The following is a 19,565-nucleotide window of genomic DNA, read 5'->3' as shown; positions in this document are numbered from 1 at the left end:
ACCGCAACGTTGTGCGCCTGTTCACGCATGCCGTAGCCGATTATGACCTGGGCCCCGACGACGTCTGGACCCTCTTCCACTCTTACTCCTTCGACGTGTCCGTCTGGGAGATGTGGGGAGCACTCGCCCACGGCGGCCGGCTTGTTATCCTTCCTCACCCGACCACCCGCAGCCCCGAAGCCCTCCTGGACGTCCTGCGCACTGAAGGCATCACCGTCCTCAGTCAGACACCCACCGCCCTCCGCAACCTTGTGAACGCCTTCAACGGTTCCGGCGTAGATCCAAGCATCTTTGACCTCCGATATGTGTTCAGCGCAGGTGAGGAATTGACGGTGCTTCCACGGTCAGGATTCTTTCCGTCCGACGAGGGCGGGGACGGTCTGGGGCCGAAGCTGGTGAATATGTATGGGATCACCGAGACGACGATCCATGCGACCCATGCCCGGGTCCGGTTCGGTGCTGATGGCGCCATCAGCACCTCCATCGGACGCCCCCTGCCTGACGTGCACATCCTCATCCTCGACCGGCACCTCCAACCAGCCCCCATCGGTACTCCCGGGGAAATGTTCATCGGCGGCCCTGCCCTGGCCCGCGGATACCTCAACAACCCCCAACTCACCGACGAGCGCTTCATCGACAACCCCCACCGGCCCGGACACAGGCTCTATCGATCCGGCGACCTCGGCCTCTACCAACCCGACGGATGTATCCGCTACCTCGGCCGAAAGGACCGGCAAATCAAGGTCCACGGCTACCGCATCGAACCGGCCGAGATCGAGAACGCCCTGCGCGCCGTAACTGGCATTGCCGACGCGCTCGTCACCATCCACCAAACCCCCCAAGGCCCCCGCCTCACCGCCTATCTCATCCCTGCACCCCACCACCCGCCCCAGCGCCAAACCATCGTCAGCGCCCTCCGGCAGACCCTCCCCAGCTATATGACCCCAACCCACTACTACACAGTCCCCGCCCTCCCCACCACCACCAACAGCAAGACCGACCACCATCAGCTCCATGCCACCGGCACCCCCCTGACTACGGAACACACTCCGACCACACCAACCACCCCCACCCAGCACCATCTCCTCACCACCTGGACTAACCTTCTCAACACCCCGTGCACCGACCCTGCTGCCAACTTCTTCGAACTCGGCGGCAACTCCATCACGGCACTCCAAGCAGTCGTGGTGGCGAATGAGGCGGGCATGCCACTCAAGGTCGCCGACTTGTACGTGTCCCCCACAGTCACCGAGCTCGCGGAGATGGTCGACCGCCGGCTGGAAGCCGGGGAAGAGCCTCGAGGTGAGGATGGCCGAGAGGAGTCCGCCCTCGCCGATGCGGATGCACGGCTGGACCCGAGCCTGGAATTCCAGCCGACTGGGCCGACACCGCTAGGACCTGAGCACATCTTGCTAACCGGAGCGACTGGCTTCCTTGGCGGATACTTGTTGGCAGAGCTCCTCCGAAGCACCGTTGCCACGGTCCACTGTCTCGTCCGGGCCGAGGACGTGCGAACCGGCCTCGACCGAGTTGCCGAAGCACTGAAGAAAGCTGATTTGACCGTCGATTCCAACCGTATCCGAGTCGTCCTAGGGGACTTGTCAGCAGAGGGGTTGGGCATCGACGCGGATACGGCAATAGGACTGGCGACTCAGGTGGACACGGTGGTACACGCTGCGGCGACCGTCCACGGTGCCCGGCCGTACGCCACGCTACGACTGGTCAACGTGCATGGAACAGCCGCACTCCTAGGTTTCGCCGCGAAGTGTGCACGGCCAGTTGCCTTCCATCACATCTCAAGCGACAGTGCCGCAAGGCCATGGCAGAGCGGCTACGGGCTGAGCAAATTGGTTGCCGAACGATTGGTGCTTGCTGCGGGAGACCGGGGGCTTTCGGTGGCAGTCCACAGGCTCGGTAGGGTCAGTGCCTCGGCAAGCACCGGTCGGTGGCAGGACGGTGACTTCGCCTCGATGGTCATTCGAGGCTCTATCGAATTGGGCCTCTTCCCGAACCCGGAGGAGCTTCCCATAGAACGTTGGTCTCCGGTCGATGAATTGGTCTCTCTACTTGCTGCCCACGTGATGAACGGCGTGGCCGCCACCCCTGCTCTGCGGTACGTGGTCGGCGAACTGGTGTCTTACCGGGACGTACTCGAGTGGGTGGGCTCTTCTGGAATCGAACTGGAGATTACGCCTTTGGCCGACTGGCGTCAGGCTGTCAAGAAGAATCCCGCTAACCCGGCCTTCGGAATCCTCGCCTGGCTGACCGAGGGAAATCCGAAGGCACCCCGTAGCGAAAGGCGAGGGGAGGCGGAGATCCATAGAATCCTACTCAACGCCAAGATCGACGCGAACACTTTTCAGCGGTATCTTGCGTCAGTCTTGGTGGGATCCTAAGTTACGGATCCGGTGTCAGATCATCCTAATTCTAGTAAGGACATCATCATGGCAGTTGAAATCCATCAGGCGAGCGAAGTCACCGATGAACTGGTCGAGGCATTTGCAAACCTCATTCCGCAGCTGTCTACATCTGCTCCGACAGTGACGGCTGAGACCCTCCGGCGCGTGGTCGCTTGTCCCGCGAACACGCTCTTCATCGCTCGCCTCAACGGCCGGATCGTCGGAACCTTGACCCTCGTGGTGTTCCCCATCCCGACCGGCGTCCGCGCATGGATCGAGGACGTGGTGGTCGATGCCGACGCCCGGGGGCACCAGGTCGGCGCCTCCCTGACCAATGCCGCACTCACCCGTGCCGCTGAATTGGGCGCTCGTACGGTTGATCTAACGTCCCGAGCTACGCGGGAAGCGGCTAACCGCCTCTACCGAAAGCTGGGTTTTGAGCAGCGTGAGTCCAATCTCCTTCGATACACGCCAACCGGCCATGCCTGATCAGATACCAGACAGCCTCCTACGTTCCAAGGCCGACATGCTACGTGCACTTCGCGCGCTAGGTTCCGAGCATTTCGAGGTTCCGGCGTTCGATGTGGTCCCCTTCCCTCTCGGCGCTCCCGCCCTGGTATGCGACCCTGAGTGCCTGCCCGTACTCAAGTGGCCTTGCGTTAAGGACGTCGCGGCCACCGGCGTCGCTGCAGCCCTGCCTATCGTCGTCGCCTCCGCAGAGCGGCTGGGGCTGGGGCTGGACAGCCCAATCTGGCTCCGTACCAGTATGGCACTGACGGGATCTTTGGAAGTGTCGTACCCCGGAGTGAACTACTCGCGGCGGAGCGAAGGCTTCGGAGGTCTGGCGAATGCGCTGGCAGTCCTAGGTTCAGCACTGGAGAGACCGTATGTCCGCTGGTACCTCAGTCATTTCGGGGCCGAATTTCGACGCGGACAGAATGAGCTGATTGTAAGTAAGGCCGCGTCCGGTGATTTCTACGGCGTGGCCTACCTTCGGGGTGAACGGGCTGCGATCGACCTATACGACGCCAAGTACTCGGATCGACATATCCGTTGTGCGGAAACCGACCCTCCTCGCGGTCCAGGGAGCGGCGATTGGAGCGACCTTCCAAACGGTGAACGCCTCCGGGCCGGCTTGCTGGAGATCCACCGTGCCTACGGCCAATCCGACGCCGTAACCGAGGTCGAGTTCTATGCTTCGCAGGGGGCCCGCCCCGCAGCGGTGCAGTTCCGACTCGTGCCTATGCGAGGTGTGGGTGAGGATGCGCTCTTGCAGCAGTGGTCCGACTCGCGCCGCCGGGTGATCGACTTCCGAAGAGCACCTCGGGATGTGGCTCAACTGGCTCCCAAACTTGCAGAACTGGCGGGCGACCCACAGGCGGTCGCCCTGGTTAGGGATCTCGCGTTCCGTGAGTGCGATGCTTTCGCGCTCTACCTCGCAGCAGAGCTCGTGGGACTGCCGGCCCCGCACTCGGTGATCATCGAACGCGATGGACTACTGCCGCGTTCCCATTTCGCAAGTGTGCTGTGCGAAGACCCCGGAACCTTTCGGGTGGGACAGATCAAGGCCAACCGTGTCCCGCTACTGACGGACGGCGACGGGGTCGACATCAGTGCACACCATGGCACCCGAATCGACCTGGCCCCGCGCCGGTCTTGTGTACGCGACTCAGCTGCTTAGACGTTGTTGCACTTGGTGAGAGGGCGGTGGCAGATAAGGGTTACGGCTATACCGACGAAGGCGAGGAAGTGCTCGGGCTTGCGTTCGTAGCGGCGGTGGAGGCGTCGGCAACCGGCCACCCAGGAGACGGTTCGTTCGACGACCCAGTGGTGTCGGCCGAGCCGGGCCGAGGACTCGACGCCCTTGCGGGCAATGGGGGCGTATGCCGCGTCGATGGGGTCATTGCCGTAGATGGGCGTAGTCGTAGCCCTTGTCCGCGTGCAGCTTCCGGGCCGCCAGCGGCGGGGTCCACGGCGGGAAGACAAGTGGGCGGAATTCCACGGATGGGGGATTCAAGTCCCTGGCGGCCGTGCATGTTGGCGCCGGAGATTCCCAGAGACAGCGGCAGCCCGTTTCGGTCGGTGACCAGGTGGTCTTCAATCCCAGCTTGCCGCGGTCAGTCGGATTCGGTCCTGTCAAAAGCCCCCTTTTGCAGCCCGGCCAGAGGCTGACGGAGTCAATCGCACACCCCGACCAGTCCAGCGTGCCCTGGGCGCCGAGTTCGTCCAGGACCACGCGGTGGAGCAGGGCCCACACCCGGCGCGCGCTCAACTGGGCGAACCGACGGTAGACCGTCTGCCAGGCCGGGCCGAACACCGGCGGCAGTTGCCTCTACGTACAGCCCCCAGGTGGTCACGAAGATGATCGCGGCCAGGACTTCCTGGTCACCGGTCCGAAGCCGGCCCCCGCCCTGCGGACGCCTCACCTCCGTGGGCGGCACCATCGGCCGAAACAACACCCACAACTCATCCGGAACCGACCGCTCAACCAGATCTGCCATGCACAGACCAACGAGCGACCAAACCATTAGAAGCGACGTCTTAGGGACACCACAGATGAACCAAGTGCATGTTTTCCAGCGGACCGATGTAGCACAGCGCTATGACCAGGGAAGGCAACTCGTCGACAGCGCCATACGCCAGGTACTCGACATCATCGGCACTGCGCTGGATGGAGTGAGCCCGAAGGCGATCGTCGACCTGGGTTGCGGCACTGGCCGTTTCCTGGCCGCCCTGGCCGACAACTTTGCCGCCCAGGTGATCGGCGTGGAGCCGTCCAAGGCGATGCTCTCGGTGGCAGCCGCTAAGCCGCACTCACATGTTGAACTCCGCGCCGGAGACGCAGAGCACATCCCGGTTCTGGATGGAAGCCTGGACTTGGTGTTCGCGTCAATGGTTCTGCACCACCTGCCGTCGTTGTCCGCAGCTATGGGTGAGGTTGCCAGGAAGTTGCGACCGGGGGGTGCGGCGGTGCTGCGGAACGCGACCAAGGAGACCCGACCAAGCACCCCGCACGTGTGGTTCTTCCCCGAGGTCGAGCAGCTCGAGTGGCTGCGAATACCTGCCCGCTCAGATGTGGCCGAGGCAGGCGCCGTCCACGGTTTGTTCCTGGCAGAGACGGTCACCGTCATGCAGGAGCACGCACCCACCTACGGGGCCTACTACGACCGGATCGCTCAGCGCCCGTTGTCTGACCTGATTGCGATCCCCGACGAGGCATTCGAGCGTGGTCTGGAACGGCTGGCCTCGTACTGCGCGGATCGCTGGGATGACGGCCCCGTAGACATCCCCATCGACTTCCTTGTGCTCCGGAAGGTCGGCTGATCCATGACACTCGTACGAACCCTGCGATCGGTCTTGGACCCGCGCGACATCATCGGACAGGTGAATCGTAACTACAGTTGGACCGGTGTAAGTTGCGGTCATCTCTTCTATCGGGCTTCCCACGACACCTATTTGGTACGCCACGAGGGCCGCGGCTATGTGTACAAGGTATTCCTCCCTGGCCATGACGAAGAGGCACACCGTGAGGTCGACCTGACTAACCACCTGGCCGCTTCCGGGATCGGCGTCGCGGCAGTGATGTCCGACCGTAGTGGGGAACAAGTGACCGCTCTCCGCGCCTCCGAGGGCTGGCGCCCCGCTGTACTGAGCGAACTTGTCGAAGGGCCGGACGAGAGGACGGGTGGGCCCACGAATTTCGAGGAGCTCGGGCGCTCGATCGCCCGGCTGCACGGCGCGCTCGATCGCTATTCCGGAGTACCACGGCGCTCATCCGAAGAGATCGCGGGCACCCCGGCCGCACTACAGTTGACGCTGGCACGGATCGAGGGCAGCCGCCACCTGCCGCCGCCCATCCGAAACCGGCTCATAGAGGTCGGGGCGAGGTTGACGGACGCGGTGGAGCACGTGGATTGGGATCGCCTCGAGATTGGTCTCATCCATGGCGATCTGCACCAGGGGAATATCCGTCGACACCGGAGAGGGAATCGGCCTGTATTCCTGGATTGGGAGTTGGCCGGCAACGGGCCGCGCTGTGCGGATCTCGCCGCCGTGGTGTGGTCACTGAGGTCGGACCGAGCGACAGCCCAGTCGGCGGCCGCAGCCTTGCAAGGCGGCTATCAGGAAGCGCGCTCCGGCGCGAGCCCTTCCGCCGTGCTCGGACTACAGGTAGCGCTTCGGGATTACTGGAGGCTGGGCTATCTCCTCGTCCGGGACAGTGATGAGGGTTTTGGCTGGGTACTGGAGGCCGTTGCCCCGTACGTGGCCAGATGTGCCGCGAAGTGGCTCGACGATCATGAACGAGGCCGCCTAGAGCCGAACTCCCAAGCTGAACCGATCGATGGGCCTTCAGGTGTGATCGCATGCTGAGCTATTCCGAAGTACTCGCCCGGCTGGCTGACGAACGGTCGGGACAAACGGCGATCACTCAGCTACGTCGAGGTTCTGCTGCGCACACGGTGACCTGGGAGGAGCTACGGCGCGTCGCCGACGCCGGTGCCGCATGGCTGGTCGCATCCGGTGTCCGCCCTGGTGATCTGGTGCCAAACCTCCTCGGCAATGGCTGGGAGGCCATCGCGGCGAACTTCGCCATATGGCGTGCGGGTGGTTGTCCGTTGCCGCTTGATCCGAACTCCGCCACCGACGCGCTAAGAGGGATTCTCGAGCTGGTGCACGCAGAGGTTGTTCTCGCCCACGGGCCGGTGCTCGGCCTTCGAGTCGGTACCCCGGAGGTGATGACCCAGGGAACCGCTGGCCGGTCCGCTCGCTTGCCCGCGGGCTTGGTTGCCCCTCACCGTAAGGCGATTGCGACCAGCGGAACGACCCGCAGCCCGCGCGTTGTGGTGAATCAAGGCAGGGCCGAACTTGGCGCATCCCGGACTGCCATCATGGACACCGTCTACGGATCTCTCGGCATGCAAACCGACCAACGTCAGTTGATAGTCGCCTCGTTGAGTCACAATATGGGATTCGATCTCGCCCATTTCGGCCTACTGGCCGGCCATCAACTGGTACTCGCCCCGACCTTGTTGCCGGAGGACTTGTTCGACCTGGTCCGTGACTACCAGATCCAGTACGTCGGGGTGCCGCCGTACTACCTGCAGCGGACCGTGGGTCTCCTGTTGCATCGGCGTGAGGAGCTGGCCACCCTAGAGGCGATCAAGCACTCCGGCTCGGTCTGTCCGGTCCAGGTCAAGAGCACATGGCTGGCCGCACTCGGTTCGGAACGGGTCTTCGAGTCGTACGGGATGACGGAGGGCTATGGAAGGACCGTTATATCTGGGCCGGAATGGCTGGAGCATCCCGGTAGTGTCGGCCGTCCCTGGAAGTCGGAGGCCGTGGTATTGGGCCCGTCCGGACCGCTACCGCTCGGGCAGGTCGGCCGGATAGCCTTCACCGACCTCAGCGGGAGCCAGAGCGTGGTGCTCGGAGACTTCGCTTCAATTGAGAGCGTGAGCGGACACCACGCGACCGACGACCTCGGCAGGCTCGACGACCAGGGGTACCTATACCTGGCTGGTCGGGCTACCGAAACTGTTAACGTCCTCGGACTCCAGGTCTCGCTGCCTGAGGTCGAGGCGGTCGTCCGCAATCACCCCGCCGTGGTCGATTGCCTGGTCGGCCTAGACGCCACCGGCCAGCTGACCGCACTGGTTGTGCTCAGCGCCTCAGCCGTAGCCCGGCTCTCCTCCAAATTGCGCTCGCATTGCCTGGCACACCTCAACCCACACGAAGTACCGATGCAATTCCGCGAAGTGGCGACGATTCCTCGGAACGCTGCTTGGAAACCGGACCGAAGCCTCGCAACCGCCCTGATGAACTGAGCCCTTCCGCAATAGGACCAGAACCATGCCTCTCTCCAAAGCCGATAGCATCAGCGAAATCAATACATTCCGGGCCGAGTTCAGACGGTTCCTGCACGACCAGGTCGTGCCCGCACATAGTGCAGAGTGTCAGCCCGATGGGTTCTCCCGCGAGGTCTGGCGGGCCGCAGGGGCCGCGGGCTTCCTCGGCTTGGACGTGCCGACAGAACTTGGTGGGCAAGGAAACGCCGACTTTCGGTTCAACGCCGCGATTGCTGAGGAGATCGTTACTGCGGGATTGAATGGCTTCGCGATCACCCTGCACAACGACATCGTCATCCCGTACATCACGGCTCTCGCCGATGAAGCTCAGCAGCGGCGGTGGCTGCCGGCCCTCTGCTCAGGGGGGTCGATCGCGGCCATAGCGATGACCGAGCCGGAAGCCGGAAGCGATCTGGCCAGCCTGAATCTGGTGGCACACCAGGTGAACGGGGGGTACCGGCTCACCGGAGAGAAGTTCTTCATCTCCAACGGCCTCACCCAGAACTTCCTGCTTCTTGTCGCGCGAACTGCCGACGGACCGATGGGTTTGTCACTGTTCATAGTTGAGGACACGGAGGATGCCATCGCCCGCGCTCCGATAGCGAAGCTCGGCCTCCGTGCCCAGGACACTGCGCGGCTGACGTTGGAGGACGTCTTCGTCCCGGATAGCGCCTTGCTCGGACGGTCCGGCCGGGCGGCAGGCTACCTGATGAGGATGTTGCCGAGGGAGCGTCTAGCCATCGCCGTCCGCGCCAATGCAGGTGCTCGTAAATGCCTGACCCTCACACAAGAGCATGTCCAAGCCCGAAAGGTGCGGGGGAGCAAGCTCAGCAGCTTCCAGAGCATCCGATTCGCGCTCGCCGACATGCTGGCGGAGCTAAAAGCCAACGAGGCCCTGACGGCACTGGCGATCAGCCGTTTCAACGAGGGACGACTTGCCGAGGCGGATGCCGCTGCGGCCAAGCTGCGGTCGTCCGAGACCTTCCGAGCCGTCACGGACCGCTGTCTCCACCTGTTCGGTGCACAGGGCTACTTGGCGCAAAGCGAGATCTCGGAGCTCTTCCTGGACGCCCGGGGGATCACCTTGCAAGGCGGGAGCTCAGAGGTCATGCGCGAGATCATCGCCTCCGCAGCGAGGCTCTGACGAGTTGAGTCTCGGCCATCCGCATACCTGACCTACCACGGGCCTTTGCGGCCTCAATCCAGTGTTCTGCGCCTCTGGAGTTCCCCCAAGGCCGGGTAGTTAGCGTTTCCGCAGGTCATGCAGGAGAGTTGACGGGTTTTCAACGTGGAGCAACGGAGCTCGTTGGTACAGGCAGTCGTCCAGGACAGCTTGTCCCGTAAGGAGCTCCGTTGCCTTCTCATTGTGTCGTGCCGTCTCGGCTGACGGCCATCACCAGTCCGGTGACTGTGGCCGCGGGCCGCTTCGCTCCCGGACATCTGGGAGAACTGACGTCGATCGTGTCATTCGAGCTGGTCGACGCGGTTTTGTCCGAGACCAGGACCGTGCAGCGGCGGTTGCGTGATCTGCCCTCGCGGGTCGGCGTCTACTTCCTCCTGGCGATGTGCCTGTTCCCCGAGATCGGCTACCGGCTGGTCTGGGACAAGCTGACCGCCGGCCTGTCGGGGATGCCGGTCGTCCGCCCGAGCGTGAAAGCGCTACGTGATCTGCGCCGCAGACTCGGCAGCCCGCCGGTGCGGGCGTTGTTCGAGGTGCTGGCCGGGCCGTTGGCCCAGCCGACCACACCGGGGTTACGGTTCGGCCCGTTTCGGACGGTGTTGTTCGACGGCTGCAGCTCGATCAAGGTTCCTGACAGCGAGCGCAACCGGGGCTGGCTGGGGCGGTGTCCGCACGGCGGCTATCCCCAGGTCGAGCTGATGACGCTGGTCGAGACCGGCACCCGGGCCGTGATCGGAGCGGTCTTCGGCCCCACCCGGGGAGGGCGAGACCTCGTACGCCACCAGGCTGTTGCACCATCTGGGCCCCGAGATGTTGGTGCTGTGGGACCGGGGCTTCGACGGCAACGACTTCCTCGCTGCCGTGCACGCCACCGGCGCACGGGTCCTGGGCCGCATTCGCCGGCGCCGCCGCCCACCGGTCCTCCAGCCGCTCGCTGACTCCTCCTGCCTCTCGGTCATCGGCGGCGTCCCGGTACGCATCATCGAAGCCCGGGTGAGCGTCACCTGCACGGACGGCAGCAACTTCGAGGGCTCCTACCGTCTGGCAACCACGCTCCTGGACGCCGGCCGTTACCCCGCAGACCACCTCGTGCACCTCTGTCACGAGCGCTGGGAGCACGAGAGCGCCCTACTACGCCCTGCGCCATACCATCCTGCACGGACGCGTCCTGCGCTCGCACGACCCGGTAGGCGTCGAGCAGGAGATGTGGTCCCTGCTCACCCTCTACCAGCTCCTGCGCCGCACCATGGTCGAGGCGGCGGAGTCCAGGCCGGGCACCGACCCCGACCGCTGCGGCTTCACCATTGCCTGGCTTCGTCGATGTCCAGTGGGTTCTGGCACGGATCTTGGGGAGCGGTTGCGGAGCGTCACGGCAGCGTTCGATTGTGGGAGTCGAGTTCGTGTGAGCCCGCGCACTCTGTGCAGTCTTCCATACAGAACTGACGCTTCGTCATGTCAGGAGGGATGTCCGCCGTGATTAGCCGTGGACGGTGACAGTTTTGGTCATGCAGACCGACATGCTGTTCTGGGACTCTCTCGTGTTCGACGGGATCGACGACGTGGACGTCGAAGCGGCGACAGCCGCTTTCGGTACGGTCGAGGTGACGGCGCGAGGCCGGGCGGCCGCAGCGACATGCCCCGGCTGCGGCCACTTGTCGGGCCGGGTGCACGACTCCTACCGGCGCAGGCTGAAAGATCTTCCGCTCGGCGGGCAGAGCGTCGTGATCCGGCTCACGGTCCGGCGCTTCATCTGCGATGCGGGCGACTGCTCGCGTCGTACCTTCGCCGAGCCGTTCGCCCAGCTGACCCGCCCGTACGCGCGCTTCACCACGCGCCTCAATCACCTCTTGGAACGGGTCGGGCTCGCGCTCGCCGGACGGGCCGGCGCCCGCCTGGCGAGCCAGCTGGGCATGAGCGCGGGGCGGATGACCTTGCTCCGCAGGGTCGTGGCGCTGCCGGACCCGCTGTTCAGCACGCCCCGCGTGCTGGGCGTGGACGACTTCGCGACCCGCCGAGGGCAGATCTACTCCACTGTCTTGACCTGCGGAGAAACCCATCGCGTGGTCGATGTGCTCCCGACCCGCACGGCCGGACCGCTGGCCGCCTGGCTCACCGCCCATCCCGGAGTGGAGATCATCTGCCGGGACCGGGCCGGCGCCTACGCCGAAGGCGCCCGGCTCGGCGCCCCCTACGCTCTCCAGGTCGCCGACCGGTTCCACCTGTGGCAGGGCCTGGGCCGGGCCGTGGAGACCTGCGTCGCCGCCCACTGCGAGTGCCTGCACCCCTCGATGTCGGATGAGCCGCCATCCAGCATCCCGCAGGCAGCCCCGACGCCCATTTCCCCGGAACCAGCCGGCCGACGGGCCCAGCGCAAGAAGGCCGCGCACGCCCTGGTCCACGAACTCCTCGCCCAAGGCCGCTCCCGCCGGGCGATCGCCCGGCACCTGGGCTGGGGCCTCAACACCGTGCTGCGCTACGCCAGCGCCGCGCGCTGGCAGGACACCCTCCGCGACAACCGGCCCCGCCCCAGTCGTCCGGACCCCCATAAGCCCCACCTGGACCGCCGGTTCACCGAGGGCTGCACGAGCGTCACCCAGCTCCACCATGAGCTGGTCGCCCAGGGCGCCCCGGTCACCTACGGCATGGTCCGCGCCTACATCGCCACCCTGCGTGACCGCCGGTGACGGCTCCCGGGATCACTGCCAGTGCCCGCTGAAAGGGGTCTTCCAAGCTGTGGCCATGGCTCGATGCGGGTGTCTGAACGGTGTCTGCGGCAGCTGCGGGATGTGCCGTTGAGCGGGCACGGAGATTACAGCAGGGTTGCCATCGCCACCCGTAAAAACCTTCGCGCGTGCCGCCGTCCGGATGATGAGGTGGCACGGTGATGAACCACGATGAGGCGTCAACTGCCCGGCCGTTGACACTGGCTTGGGTGAGCCGACACCTGGAGGCCGGCGAGTGGATCGTCAAGGCCGTGGCGCTGCACGGCGGCATCACCGCCGAGATGCGGCGGCTGACCATCGGGACGCGGGACGGAGGCACCCGTGACCTGGTTCTGCGGACCTACGTCGACCCGTTCTACGTGGAGCACGCCGAGGGCGGGCTGAATGCGGAGGCTGGCGCCCTGACCCTGCTCACGGGGACCGGCGTGCCGGCTCCTTCACTGGTCGCGGTTGATCCGACCGCCACGCAGTGCGAGTTTCCGTCGCTCTTGATGACACATCTGGCGGGCCGGACGGTCCTCGACGATCAGGGAGTGGAGACACGTGTTCGCCTGCTGGCCCGCCAACTCGTGGCGATCCACGCGTTACGACCCGTCGAGCGGCCCCGAAAGTATGTGACGTTGACGACCGCCGACACCGTCGTCGTCCCGAAGGGCGCCGACGCGGCCGTATGGACCGCGGCGATCGACGTGATCCGCAAGCCCGCGCCGCCCTGTGAAGGGCGCTTCCTGCACCGGGACTTCCAGCCCGGCAACGTGCTGTTCGACGTACCGCCTTCAAACCCGGAAGATGCCCGGATCACCGGCGTCGTCGACTGGGCACCCTCCTGGGGTCCGGCGGATCTCGATGTGGCGCACTGCTCCGTCAATCTCGCGCTGCTGCACGGCCCGGCGTGGGGTATGCGGTTCGCCGAGGCGTACGAGGAGGCCGGCGGGGTACTGGCCGCGACCGCGAGCGAGCGGCTGTACTGGCGGGTGCGGGACGCGCTGGCCGCCTCGGAAGAAGTGCGGTCGGTGTCCCAGCCATGGCGGGAAGCTGGGAGGACGGAGCTGACGACGCGAGCCGTGGAGGAGCGGCTGGATGCCTACGTCACTGCCCTGATGGACGCGCTGGGCTGAGCCAAAGCAGCCCGGGGCGCGGGCACGGCGGCGAACCGCCGTTGCCCGTGTCCTAGCTCGATTCGAACAGCGGCATCGCCCGCCGTGACCACTCCCCAAGATCCGTGCCAGAACCCGCTACTGCTCGATAAAGTCAATCGCCTTCCAAACCGCCCGCGACCTGCTGGTATGCGCAGAGGGAGTCTTCGAGCAGGGCATCGGAGAGATCGGCCGCCGAGTCCTGTCGGCACTGTCGCCCGCACGGCGAACCCGCGTCAGCACCCGCAAGGTGAAGTCCCCCATCTCCCGTTACGCGGAAAGGGAACTGGACGGCCGCACCGACGGCAGCAAGGTCGTGACCTCGACGACGATCACTCTCCTGCCGCCCCCATCACCGGAGCCCGCACTGCCCGCGACGACCGTCCGGGAGAACACCGGCAACGGCAAGACCAGCAGCCGCTTGGCACGCGTTCTGGCCATTCTGCAGGCAGAACCCGAACGGCTTTGGCGCTCAAGGGAGATCGCCGAGCTCCTCGGCGACATCACCCTCGTCGCCACCTATCGACAACTCGCTCGCTGGACCGAGAAAGGAATGATCAAGAGAGTCCGCACCGGCCGCTACACGGCCATCACACAGACGACGAACCCCTTGCGTGACCTGCGGAAACGCTAACTACCCGGCCTTGGTGGTTACCCTCATTGGCTCGCGGCTGGGTTCGTTGTCAAACGCCTCGGTTGGATGACAAAGGACAATAGTTCGCCGGGGGCAGACAGGAAAGGCCGCAGAAAGACTGGCCAAGGTGTGCGAGGGCATGTCAACGTAGACGGCCTTGCAAGAAACGCCAGGTCAGAGAGGTGATTGCCAGTGACCGTAGTTCCTGCCGGCCCTGGTTTCTCCACCACCATCGAAGCCCTGCGGCTGCGCGAATGGCAGCTTGGCCCCGGACAGCCGACGCTCGTGACAGACCAGTTCTCCGCGGACGACTTCCACCTGATCGTGGATGACCCTCCCGCGTGGCCGTCCCGGCACGGATGGCGAGGGATGGAGGATTGCCGTCACCGGCACCGCCAAGGTGCACATGACCAGGAGAACCGTCCCCGTCGGACTCACGCCGCAAGAGCACTTCGAGCGCTTGGAACTGTACGGATTCACCGTGGTCGACGACGTGCTCGACCCGGTGACCGTGGCTGCGGCCAAGCAACGGGTCGAGCATCTGTACGCCCATGACCCCAAAGTGGCGGCCAAGCGCAGCAGCCCGCTGGACACCATGCATCTGGAGAACCTCCCGGCCAAGGGCGAGCTCTTCGAGACCTGCTTCCTCAACCCCAGGGTGCTCCCGATCGTCGAGCGCACCCTGGGGAGCGACTTCATCGCACAGGACGTCTGGTCGTTCGGAATCCCGCCGGGCGGACCGGCCTACCGCCTGCACGCCGATGACGACGTCCGCACCCCGGGCACCCAGCTGTCCGTCGTGACGATCTACACCCTGACCGAATTCACCGCGGAGAACGGCGGCACCCGGATCGTGCCCGGAAGCCACTGGATCCCGCGTTACCCGGAGCCGCGTACCTATCAGGGTGAGATCAGTATCGAGACGCCGGCAGGCTCGTGCGTCGTGTTGGCGGGCTCTGTGTGGCACTCCTCGGGAGCCAACCGGACCGACACCACCCGTACGTCGATGTCCTGCTACTTCTCCAAGCCGTGGATCAAGCAGTACATCGACTTCAGCCGCTCGCTCCCCGCCGAGGTGCTCGACCGGGCCACCCCCGAGGCACGCCGGGTGCTCGGTGTCACCAGCCGTGTCCGGCACACCGAACGATGGCAGTGGGACGAAGGGACCGGGCACCCCAAGGAGGAACACCGGCACGACCTGGCCCAGCAGGGATACGGGCCGTGCTGACTGCGCGGACGTACACCCGCGCGCACCGGGGGGTGCCGCGTGACCCGCGACCGTACGGCCGGGAACGCACTGATCCTCTCGGCGGCGCGGCCGGATCTGAACGCCGACGAGGTCACAGCAATCCGGGAATCACTCGCCGGCCAGGAGGCCCAGCCGGACTGGGCGTACGTGGTGGACCAGTCCTTCCGCCACCGGCTGCTGCCCCTGCTGGCCCGTAACTTCCTGCGGTACCAGCTGCACCCGGACATGCTGAAGCCGACACCCTCCTTTCTGTACGAGGAACTGTTCGCCAACGTCCATCACGCCAACCAGCTGCGCAACGAGGGGCTGATCCGTGAACTCGCGGAGATTCTCCGTGAGTTGGGGTTTTCCTGGCCCGGCTGTCCGACACCGAACGGGCCGCACACGCCCCGCGCACCCAGGCCCCGATCTGAGGGCGGGCCGCCCAGCATCACAGCACCGAGAGACCCCGCGGGAAAGGAAAGCACGACAATGAGCGCCGACGATCAAGCCGGGCGCGATGAACGGCCGCACGGACGATGGCGACGGCCACGGGCGGACGGTGTTCTGCGGGCTGCGGGTACCGTCCGTGACCTGGCCGCCGCCCTGCCCCGGGCCGGCCGGGGCCTCTCGGCCGGGCTCCTGGCCGTCACGCTGTTGACCGGTCTGCTGCCCCTGGTCCAGATGGGGCTCACCAGCATCGCGATCGGCTCGCTCCCCGACGCCGTGGGCCAGGGTGCGGGCACCGGGGCCCACACCCGCCTCGTGCTGGTGCTCGCCGTGCTGACCGTGGTGTTCTTCGCCGCGCAGGCCGCCGTTCCGCTCCAGAGGTCGCTGTGCCGTGCCATCGGTACCCGGCTGGAGGAACGCACCCGGATGCGGGTCATGGCGGCGGCGGACAGCGAGGAGCGCGGCGGGCAAGGCCTGCGGGAGGCGGTGGCGCGGTCGCGGGACATCAGGACCGCCGCGTTCGGACCGTCCGCTGCGGTGGGTGGACTGTCCGGGCTGGTCGCGGGACGCCTGCACGGACTGGCGGCGGCCGGTGTCCTGGCCACCTTCCAGTGGTGGGCGCCGCTGGTGCTGCTGGGCACCTTCCTCCCCTGGGACCGCTACTTCCGCCAGGAACACGCCAAGGTCGCGAAGGGCTGGGCGGCCCGCACCGAGGAGCAGGAACGGGCCATGTACTACCGCGACCTTGCCTTCGACCCGGCGGCGGGCAAGGAGATCAGGATCTTCGGCCTCGCGGGCTTCGTCGGCGACCGGTTCGCCAGGCACTTCCGGCGGGCCATGAGCCCGGTATGGCGCGGCCGCGGCACCGACCTGCGACGTTTCCTTCCCCGTGTGGCGCTGGTGGCGCTCGGTTACGCCGTGGTCTACGGCTCCATGGGCCGCGAGCTGTCGCACGGGACGCTCGGGCTCACCGCCGCGGTGCTGTACGTCCAGACGGCCGGTCAGATCTGGCGGATCGTACCGAGCTTCAACGATCTTTCCCGGCTCGCCATCGGGGGCAGCGCCGTCTCCGCGGCCGCGCGACTGCCCGAGCCCGTAGTGCACGCGTCGCACCGAGCCGGGCCACCCACATCCGCGCACCGGCCCGTCATCCGGTTCGAGAACGTGACCTACCGCTATCCGGCGGCAGCCGACGAGGTTCTCCATGGCATCGACCTGACCGTCCCGGCGGGCGGAACCCTGGCAGTGGTCGGGGCCAACGGTGCGGGCAAGAGCACTCTGATCAACCTGCTGTGCGGTCTTGTCCGGCCCACCGGTGGCCGGGTGACAGCGGATGGCACGGATCTCGTGGACCTCGCGTCCGGTGAGTGGCAGACCGGGGTCGCCGCAGTCTTCCAGGACCAGGTGCGCTACCCCTTCTCGGTCCGCGACAACATCGCCGTCGGAGGGGCCGGTCCGGTCGATGACGCGGCGGTACTGCGCGCGGCCGGGCAGGCAGGGGCGGCGGAGCTGATCGGGCGACTGCCCCGAGGACTGGACACCGTCCTGTCCCGCGACTTCACGGGAGGCACCGAACTCTCGGGCGGGCAGTGGCAGTCCATCGCGGTGGCCCGTGCACTGGCCGGCATCGCGACGGGCGCCCACCTGCTGGTGCTCGACGAGCCGACAGCGAGTCTGGACGTACGCGCCGAGGCGGAGCTCTTCGACAGGATCATCGGCGCGGACACCGGTTTGACCACGGTGCTGGTCTCCCATCGCTTCGCCAACGTCCGGCGCGCCGACCGCATCGTCGTCCTGGATCGCGGCTCCGTCACCGAAGAGGGAACCCACGACGAGCTGATGCGGTTGAACGGCCGGTACGCACAGATGTTCCGTCTCCAGGCCGCGCACTTCACCGATGAGGCCATGGATCCCGCCGCAGCGCGCCCGGACGCCCCCGACCCGGACGCGCCAGATCCTGATGTCCCCGACCCGGACGCCGGAGACGTTGATGCCGCAGGAGCGGATCTCGCGGACGTGAGGACACCATGACCGAGAACCTCCGGTTGATCCGGCTGGTCCTGTCCGACTCCCTGCGCGCCGACCCACGGCTCACGGCCGGGGTCATCGCCCTGAGGATCGCCGCGGGCGTCCTGGCCCCGCTCGACGCCGTCGCTCTCGGGCTCCTCGTCGACGCGGCCCTGAGCGGGAGCACCACGGCATCGCTCGGCTATGCCGTCATGTTCGCGGTGTGCGACGCGGGGAGCTCGGCGCTCAACCACCCGGCGGGAAAATGGGAACTGACCCTCAGGGAGAAGACCGACTTCCTCCTTGAACGCCGGGTCGTCAGAGCCGTGAGCGAGCCGGTGACCACCGGTCACCTGGAACTCCCCGCCTACCTGGACCAGGTCGAAAGGGCCAGGGACCAGTCGTCCTCGCTGGGCGCGTTGGTGGTCCGGCTGGTCGCCCTGGTGCAGGTTCTGATCATGGTGGCGATCACCGTGGCCGCCCTGGTCACCGTGCATGCGGCGCTGGCCCTGCTGATGATCGTGGCGATACCCGCCGTCGCTGCCACCGGACGCGCGGAGTCCGTGCGGATGCGCGCCGAGGAGCAGCTGGCCGAGTCCCTGCGGCACACCGACCGCATCTTCGAACTGGCCACCCGGCCGCAGGCGACGGCCGAGATCCGGCTTTCCGGCAGCGGACCGCTGCTGCGCGAGCGGTTCCGTGAGAGCTCCGCGTACATCGCCGCGGTCCGGGGGCGCGCCGAGCGGCGGGCCGCGGGGATCACCGCGGCCGGATGGCTGGTGTTCTCGACCGGTCTGCTGGCCGCACTCGTCCTGCTCGTCCGGGAGGCCGTACACGGCCGGGCCAGCATCGGCGCCGCACTGATCATCCTGGGTCTGGCGGTGCGACTCATCGAGCAGGTGGACGACATCACCACGGCCGTGGCCGGTGCGCGGCGTGCGCTGATCGACGGGCGGCGCCTGCTTCGCCTGGTGGACGGCATCGATCAAGCCGCCGGGACGCCCGCTCCGCCGGCGACAGGGCAGGTCCCCGCGCGTCTGGCACGCGGCATCGAGCTGCGTGGAGTGAGTTTCCGCTACCCAGGAGCGGAGCGCGACGTACTGCGGGAGATCGACCTCTGCCTGGAGCCGGGCAGCACCGTCGCGGTCGTGGGCGGGACCGGAGCGGGCAAGACCACCCTCGTCAAACTGCTCTGCCGCCTGCACGAACCCGACCGCGGCGAGATCACCGTCGATGGCCGGGAAATCCGGGAACTGCCCGCTGATGAATGGCGCGGCGCCATGTCGGCCTGCTTCCAGGACTACGTACGCTTCGAACTCCTTGCCCGGGAGGCCATCGGCATAGGACAACTGGCCGACGTGGAAAAGGAGTCACGGGTCCGTGCGGCCGCGCTCCGGGCGGACATCACCGACGTGCTGGACGGCCTGCCGCAGGGCCTGGATACCCAGCTCGGCCCCCACTGGGACGGAGGCGTGGGCCTCTCGGGCGGACAGTGGCAGCGGCTCGCACTGGCTCGCGCCTCGATGCGCACCAGCCCTCTCCTGCTCGTACTGGACGAACCCAGCGCCAGCATCGACGCCGTGACCGAACACGCGATCTTCGAGCGCTACACCCGTGCGAGCCGGGAGGGAGCCCTCAACGGGACGGTGACCCTGCTCGTTTCGCACCGCTTCTCCACGGTCCGGATGGCCGACCGCATCGTCGTGCTGGACGGCGGACGCATCACGGAGAGCGGCAGTCACGACGAACTGATGCACCTCGGCGGGACCTACGCAGAACTCTTCCGCCTGCAGGCCGACGGCTACGGCAGGTCGGGTGACTGAACCCTGCCGGCCATCTGATCGAGAACAACTACCTGGAAAGCAAAGGAGGATGACATGATCCGGACTGTCAACGGGGAGTTGCGGGAGTCCCGGTGGAGCACCGCCGAAGCGGAACAGCTGCGTGCCCGGATGCGGGAGG

At 66.4% G+C, this 19,565-nt stretch carries 14 protein-coding genes and 2 pseudogenes; 15 read left to right on the top strand and 1 reads right to left on the bottom strand.

What is annotated here, in order from left to right:
• The 3 genes from ACIGJO_RS21325 to ACIGJO_RS21315 all read left to right on the top strand — a co-directional run.
• Nucleotides 1–2,396, top strand: a 2,396-nt coding sequence (locus ACIGJO_RS21325; protein ID WP_399960254.1) for a thioester reductase domain-containing protein, incomplete at its 5' end; no start/stop codon positions are given.
• Between the two features lie 48 nt (nucleotides 2,397–2,444).
• A complete protein-coding gene (locus ACIGJO_RS21320) occupies nucleotides 2,445–2,888 on the top strand; it encodes a GNAT family N-acetyltransferase (RefSeq protein ID WP_399960252.1) in 444 nt (147 codons plus the stop codon).
• Nucleotides 2,881–4,080 (top strand): hypothetical protein, encoded by a 1,200-nt coding sequence (locus ACIGJO_RS21315; RefSeq protein WP_399960250.1) that lies wholly within the window; start codon nucleotides 2,881–2,883, stop codon nucleotides 4,078–4,080. The genes ACIGJO_RS21320 and ACIGJO_RS21315 overlap by 8 nt, the downstream gene beginning before the upstream one ends.
• Here ACIGJO_RS21315 and ACIGJO_RS21310 read toward each other — a convergent pair.
• Nucleotides 4,077–4,900: pseudogene (locus tag ACIGJO_RS21310) on the bottom strand (IS5 family transposase). The gene ACIGJO_RS21315 and the pseudogene ACIGJO_RS21310 overlap by 4 nt on opposite strands.
• A 55-nt stretch (nucleotides 4,901–4,955) precedes the next feature.
• On the opposite strand from ACIGJO_RS21310, the gene ACIGJO_RS21305 reads away from it, so the two are divergent.
• From ACIGJO_RS21305 to ACIGJO_RS21250, 12 genes and pseudogenes are all read left to right on the top strand, one after another.
• Nucleotides 4,956–5,723, top strand: coding sequence for a class I SAM-dependent methyltransferase (locus tag ACIGJO_RS21305; protein ID WP_399960248.1), 768 nt, complete (start codon nucleotides 4,956–4,958; stop codon nucleotides 5,721–5,723).
• 3 nt (nucleotides 5,724–5,726) lie between these two features.
• Nucleotides 5,727–6,770: a phosphotransferase enzyme family protein gene (locus tag ACIGJO_RS21300; protein ID WP_399960246.1), complete on the top strand. Its 1,044-nt coding sequence runs from the start codon at nucleotides 5,727–5,729 to the stop codon at nucleotides 6,768–6,770.
• On the top strand, nucleotides 6,764–8,224 hold the full coding sequence (locus ACIGJO_RS21295; RefSeq protein ID WP_399960244.1) for a class I adenylate-forming enzyme family protein: 1,461 nt from the start codon (nucleotides 6,764–6,766) through the stop codon (nucleotides 8,222–8,224). Before ACIGJO_RS21300 ends, ACIGJO_RS21295 begins: the two co-directional genes overlap by 7 nt.
• Before the next feature lie 25 nt (nucleotides 8,225–8,249).
• Nucleotides 8,250–9,389 carry an acyl-CoA dehydrogenase family protein gene (locus ACIGJO_RS21290; protein WP_399960242.1) on the top strand — a complete coding sequence of 380 codons (1,140 nt, stop codon included), beginning with the start codon at nucleotides 8,250–8,252 and terminating at the stop codon, nucleotides 9,387–9,389.
• Nucleotides 9,390–9,616: 227 nt separating this feature from the next.
• A complete protein-coding gene (locus ACIGJO_RS21285) occupies nucleotides 9,617–10,363 on the top strand; it encodes a transposase domain-containing protein (protein ID WP_399960240.1) in 747 nt (248 codons plus the stop codon).
• A 567-nt stretch (nucleotides 10,364–10,930) separates the two neighbouring features.
• The gene (locus ACIGJO_RS21280) at nucleotides 10,931–12,109 is read left to right on the top strand and encodes an ISL3 family transposase (protein WP_399960238.1); all 1,179 of its coding nucleotides are present in this window, start codon (nucleotides 10,931–10,933) and stop codon (nucleotides 12,107–12,109) included.
• Between the two features lie 200 nt (nucleotides 12,110–12,309).
• Nucleotides 12,310–13,266: a phosphotransferase family protein gene (locus ACIGJO_RS21275; protein ID WP_399960236.1), complete on the top strand. Its 957-nt coding sequence runs from the start codon at nucleotides 12,310–12,312 to the stop codon at nucleotides 13,264–13,266.
• Between the two features lie 268 nt (nucleotides 13,267–13,534).
• Nucleotides 13,535–13,918, top strand: coding sequence for a hypothetical protein (locus tag ACIGJO_RS21270; RefSeq protein ID WP_399960234.1), 384 nt, complete (start codon nucleotides 13,535–13,537; stop codon nucleotides 13,916–13,918).
• Nucleotides 13,919–14,110: 192 nt separating this feature from the next.
• Nucleotides 14,111–14,321 (top strand): annotated as a pseudogene (locus tag ACIGJO_RS21265) (hypothetical protein); the annotation flags it as partial.
• Nucleotides 14,322–14,324: 3 nt separating this feature from the next.
• Nucleotides 14,325–15,146 (top strand): phytanoyl-CoA dioxygenase family protein, encoded by an 822-nt coding sequence (locus ACIGJO_RS21260; RefSeq protein WP_399960282.1) that lies wholly within the window; start codon nucleotides 14,325–14,327, stop codon nucleotides 15,144–15,146.
• 39 nt (nucleotides 15,147–15,185) lie between these two features.
• Nucleotides 15,186–17,627: an ATP-binding cassette domain-containing protein gene (locus ACIGJO_RS21255; RefSeq protein WP_399960232.1), complete on the top strand. Its 2,442-nt coding sequence runs from the start codon at nucleotides 15,186–15,188 to the stop codon at nucleotides 17,625–17,627.
• On the top strand, nucleotides 17,624–19,426 hold the full coding sequence (locus ACIGJO_RS21250) for an ABC transporter ATP-binding protein (RefSeq protein WP_399960230.1): 1,803 nt from the start codon (nucleotides 17,624–17,626) through the stop codon (nucleotides 19,424–19,426). Before ACIGJO_RS21255 ends, ACIGJO_RS21250 begins: the two co-directional genes overlap by 4 nt.
• Nucleotides 19,427–19,565: the final 139 nt, after the last annotated feature.

The sequence above is a fragment of the Streptomyces sp. NPDC079020 genome (genome assembly GCF_044542225.1).
In the GTDB taxonomy this organism is placed as follows: Bacteria; Actinomycetota; Actinomycetes; order Streptomycetales; family Streptomycetaceae; genus Streptomyces.
Note: the sequence above shows the minus strand (reverse complement) of the source record. Positions and strands in the feature narration are given on the sequence as shown.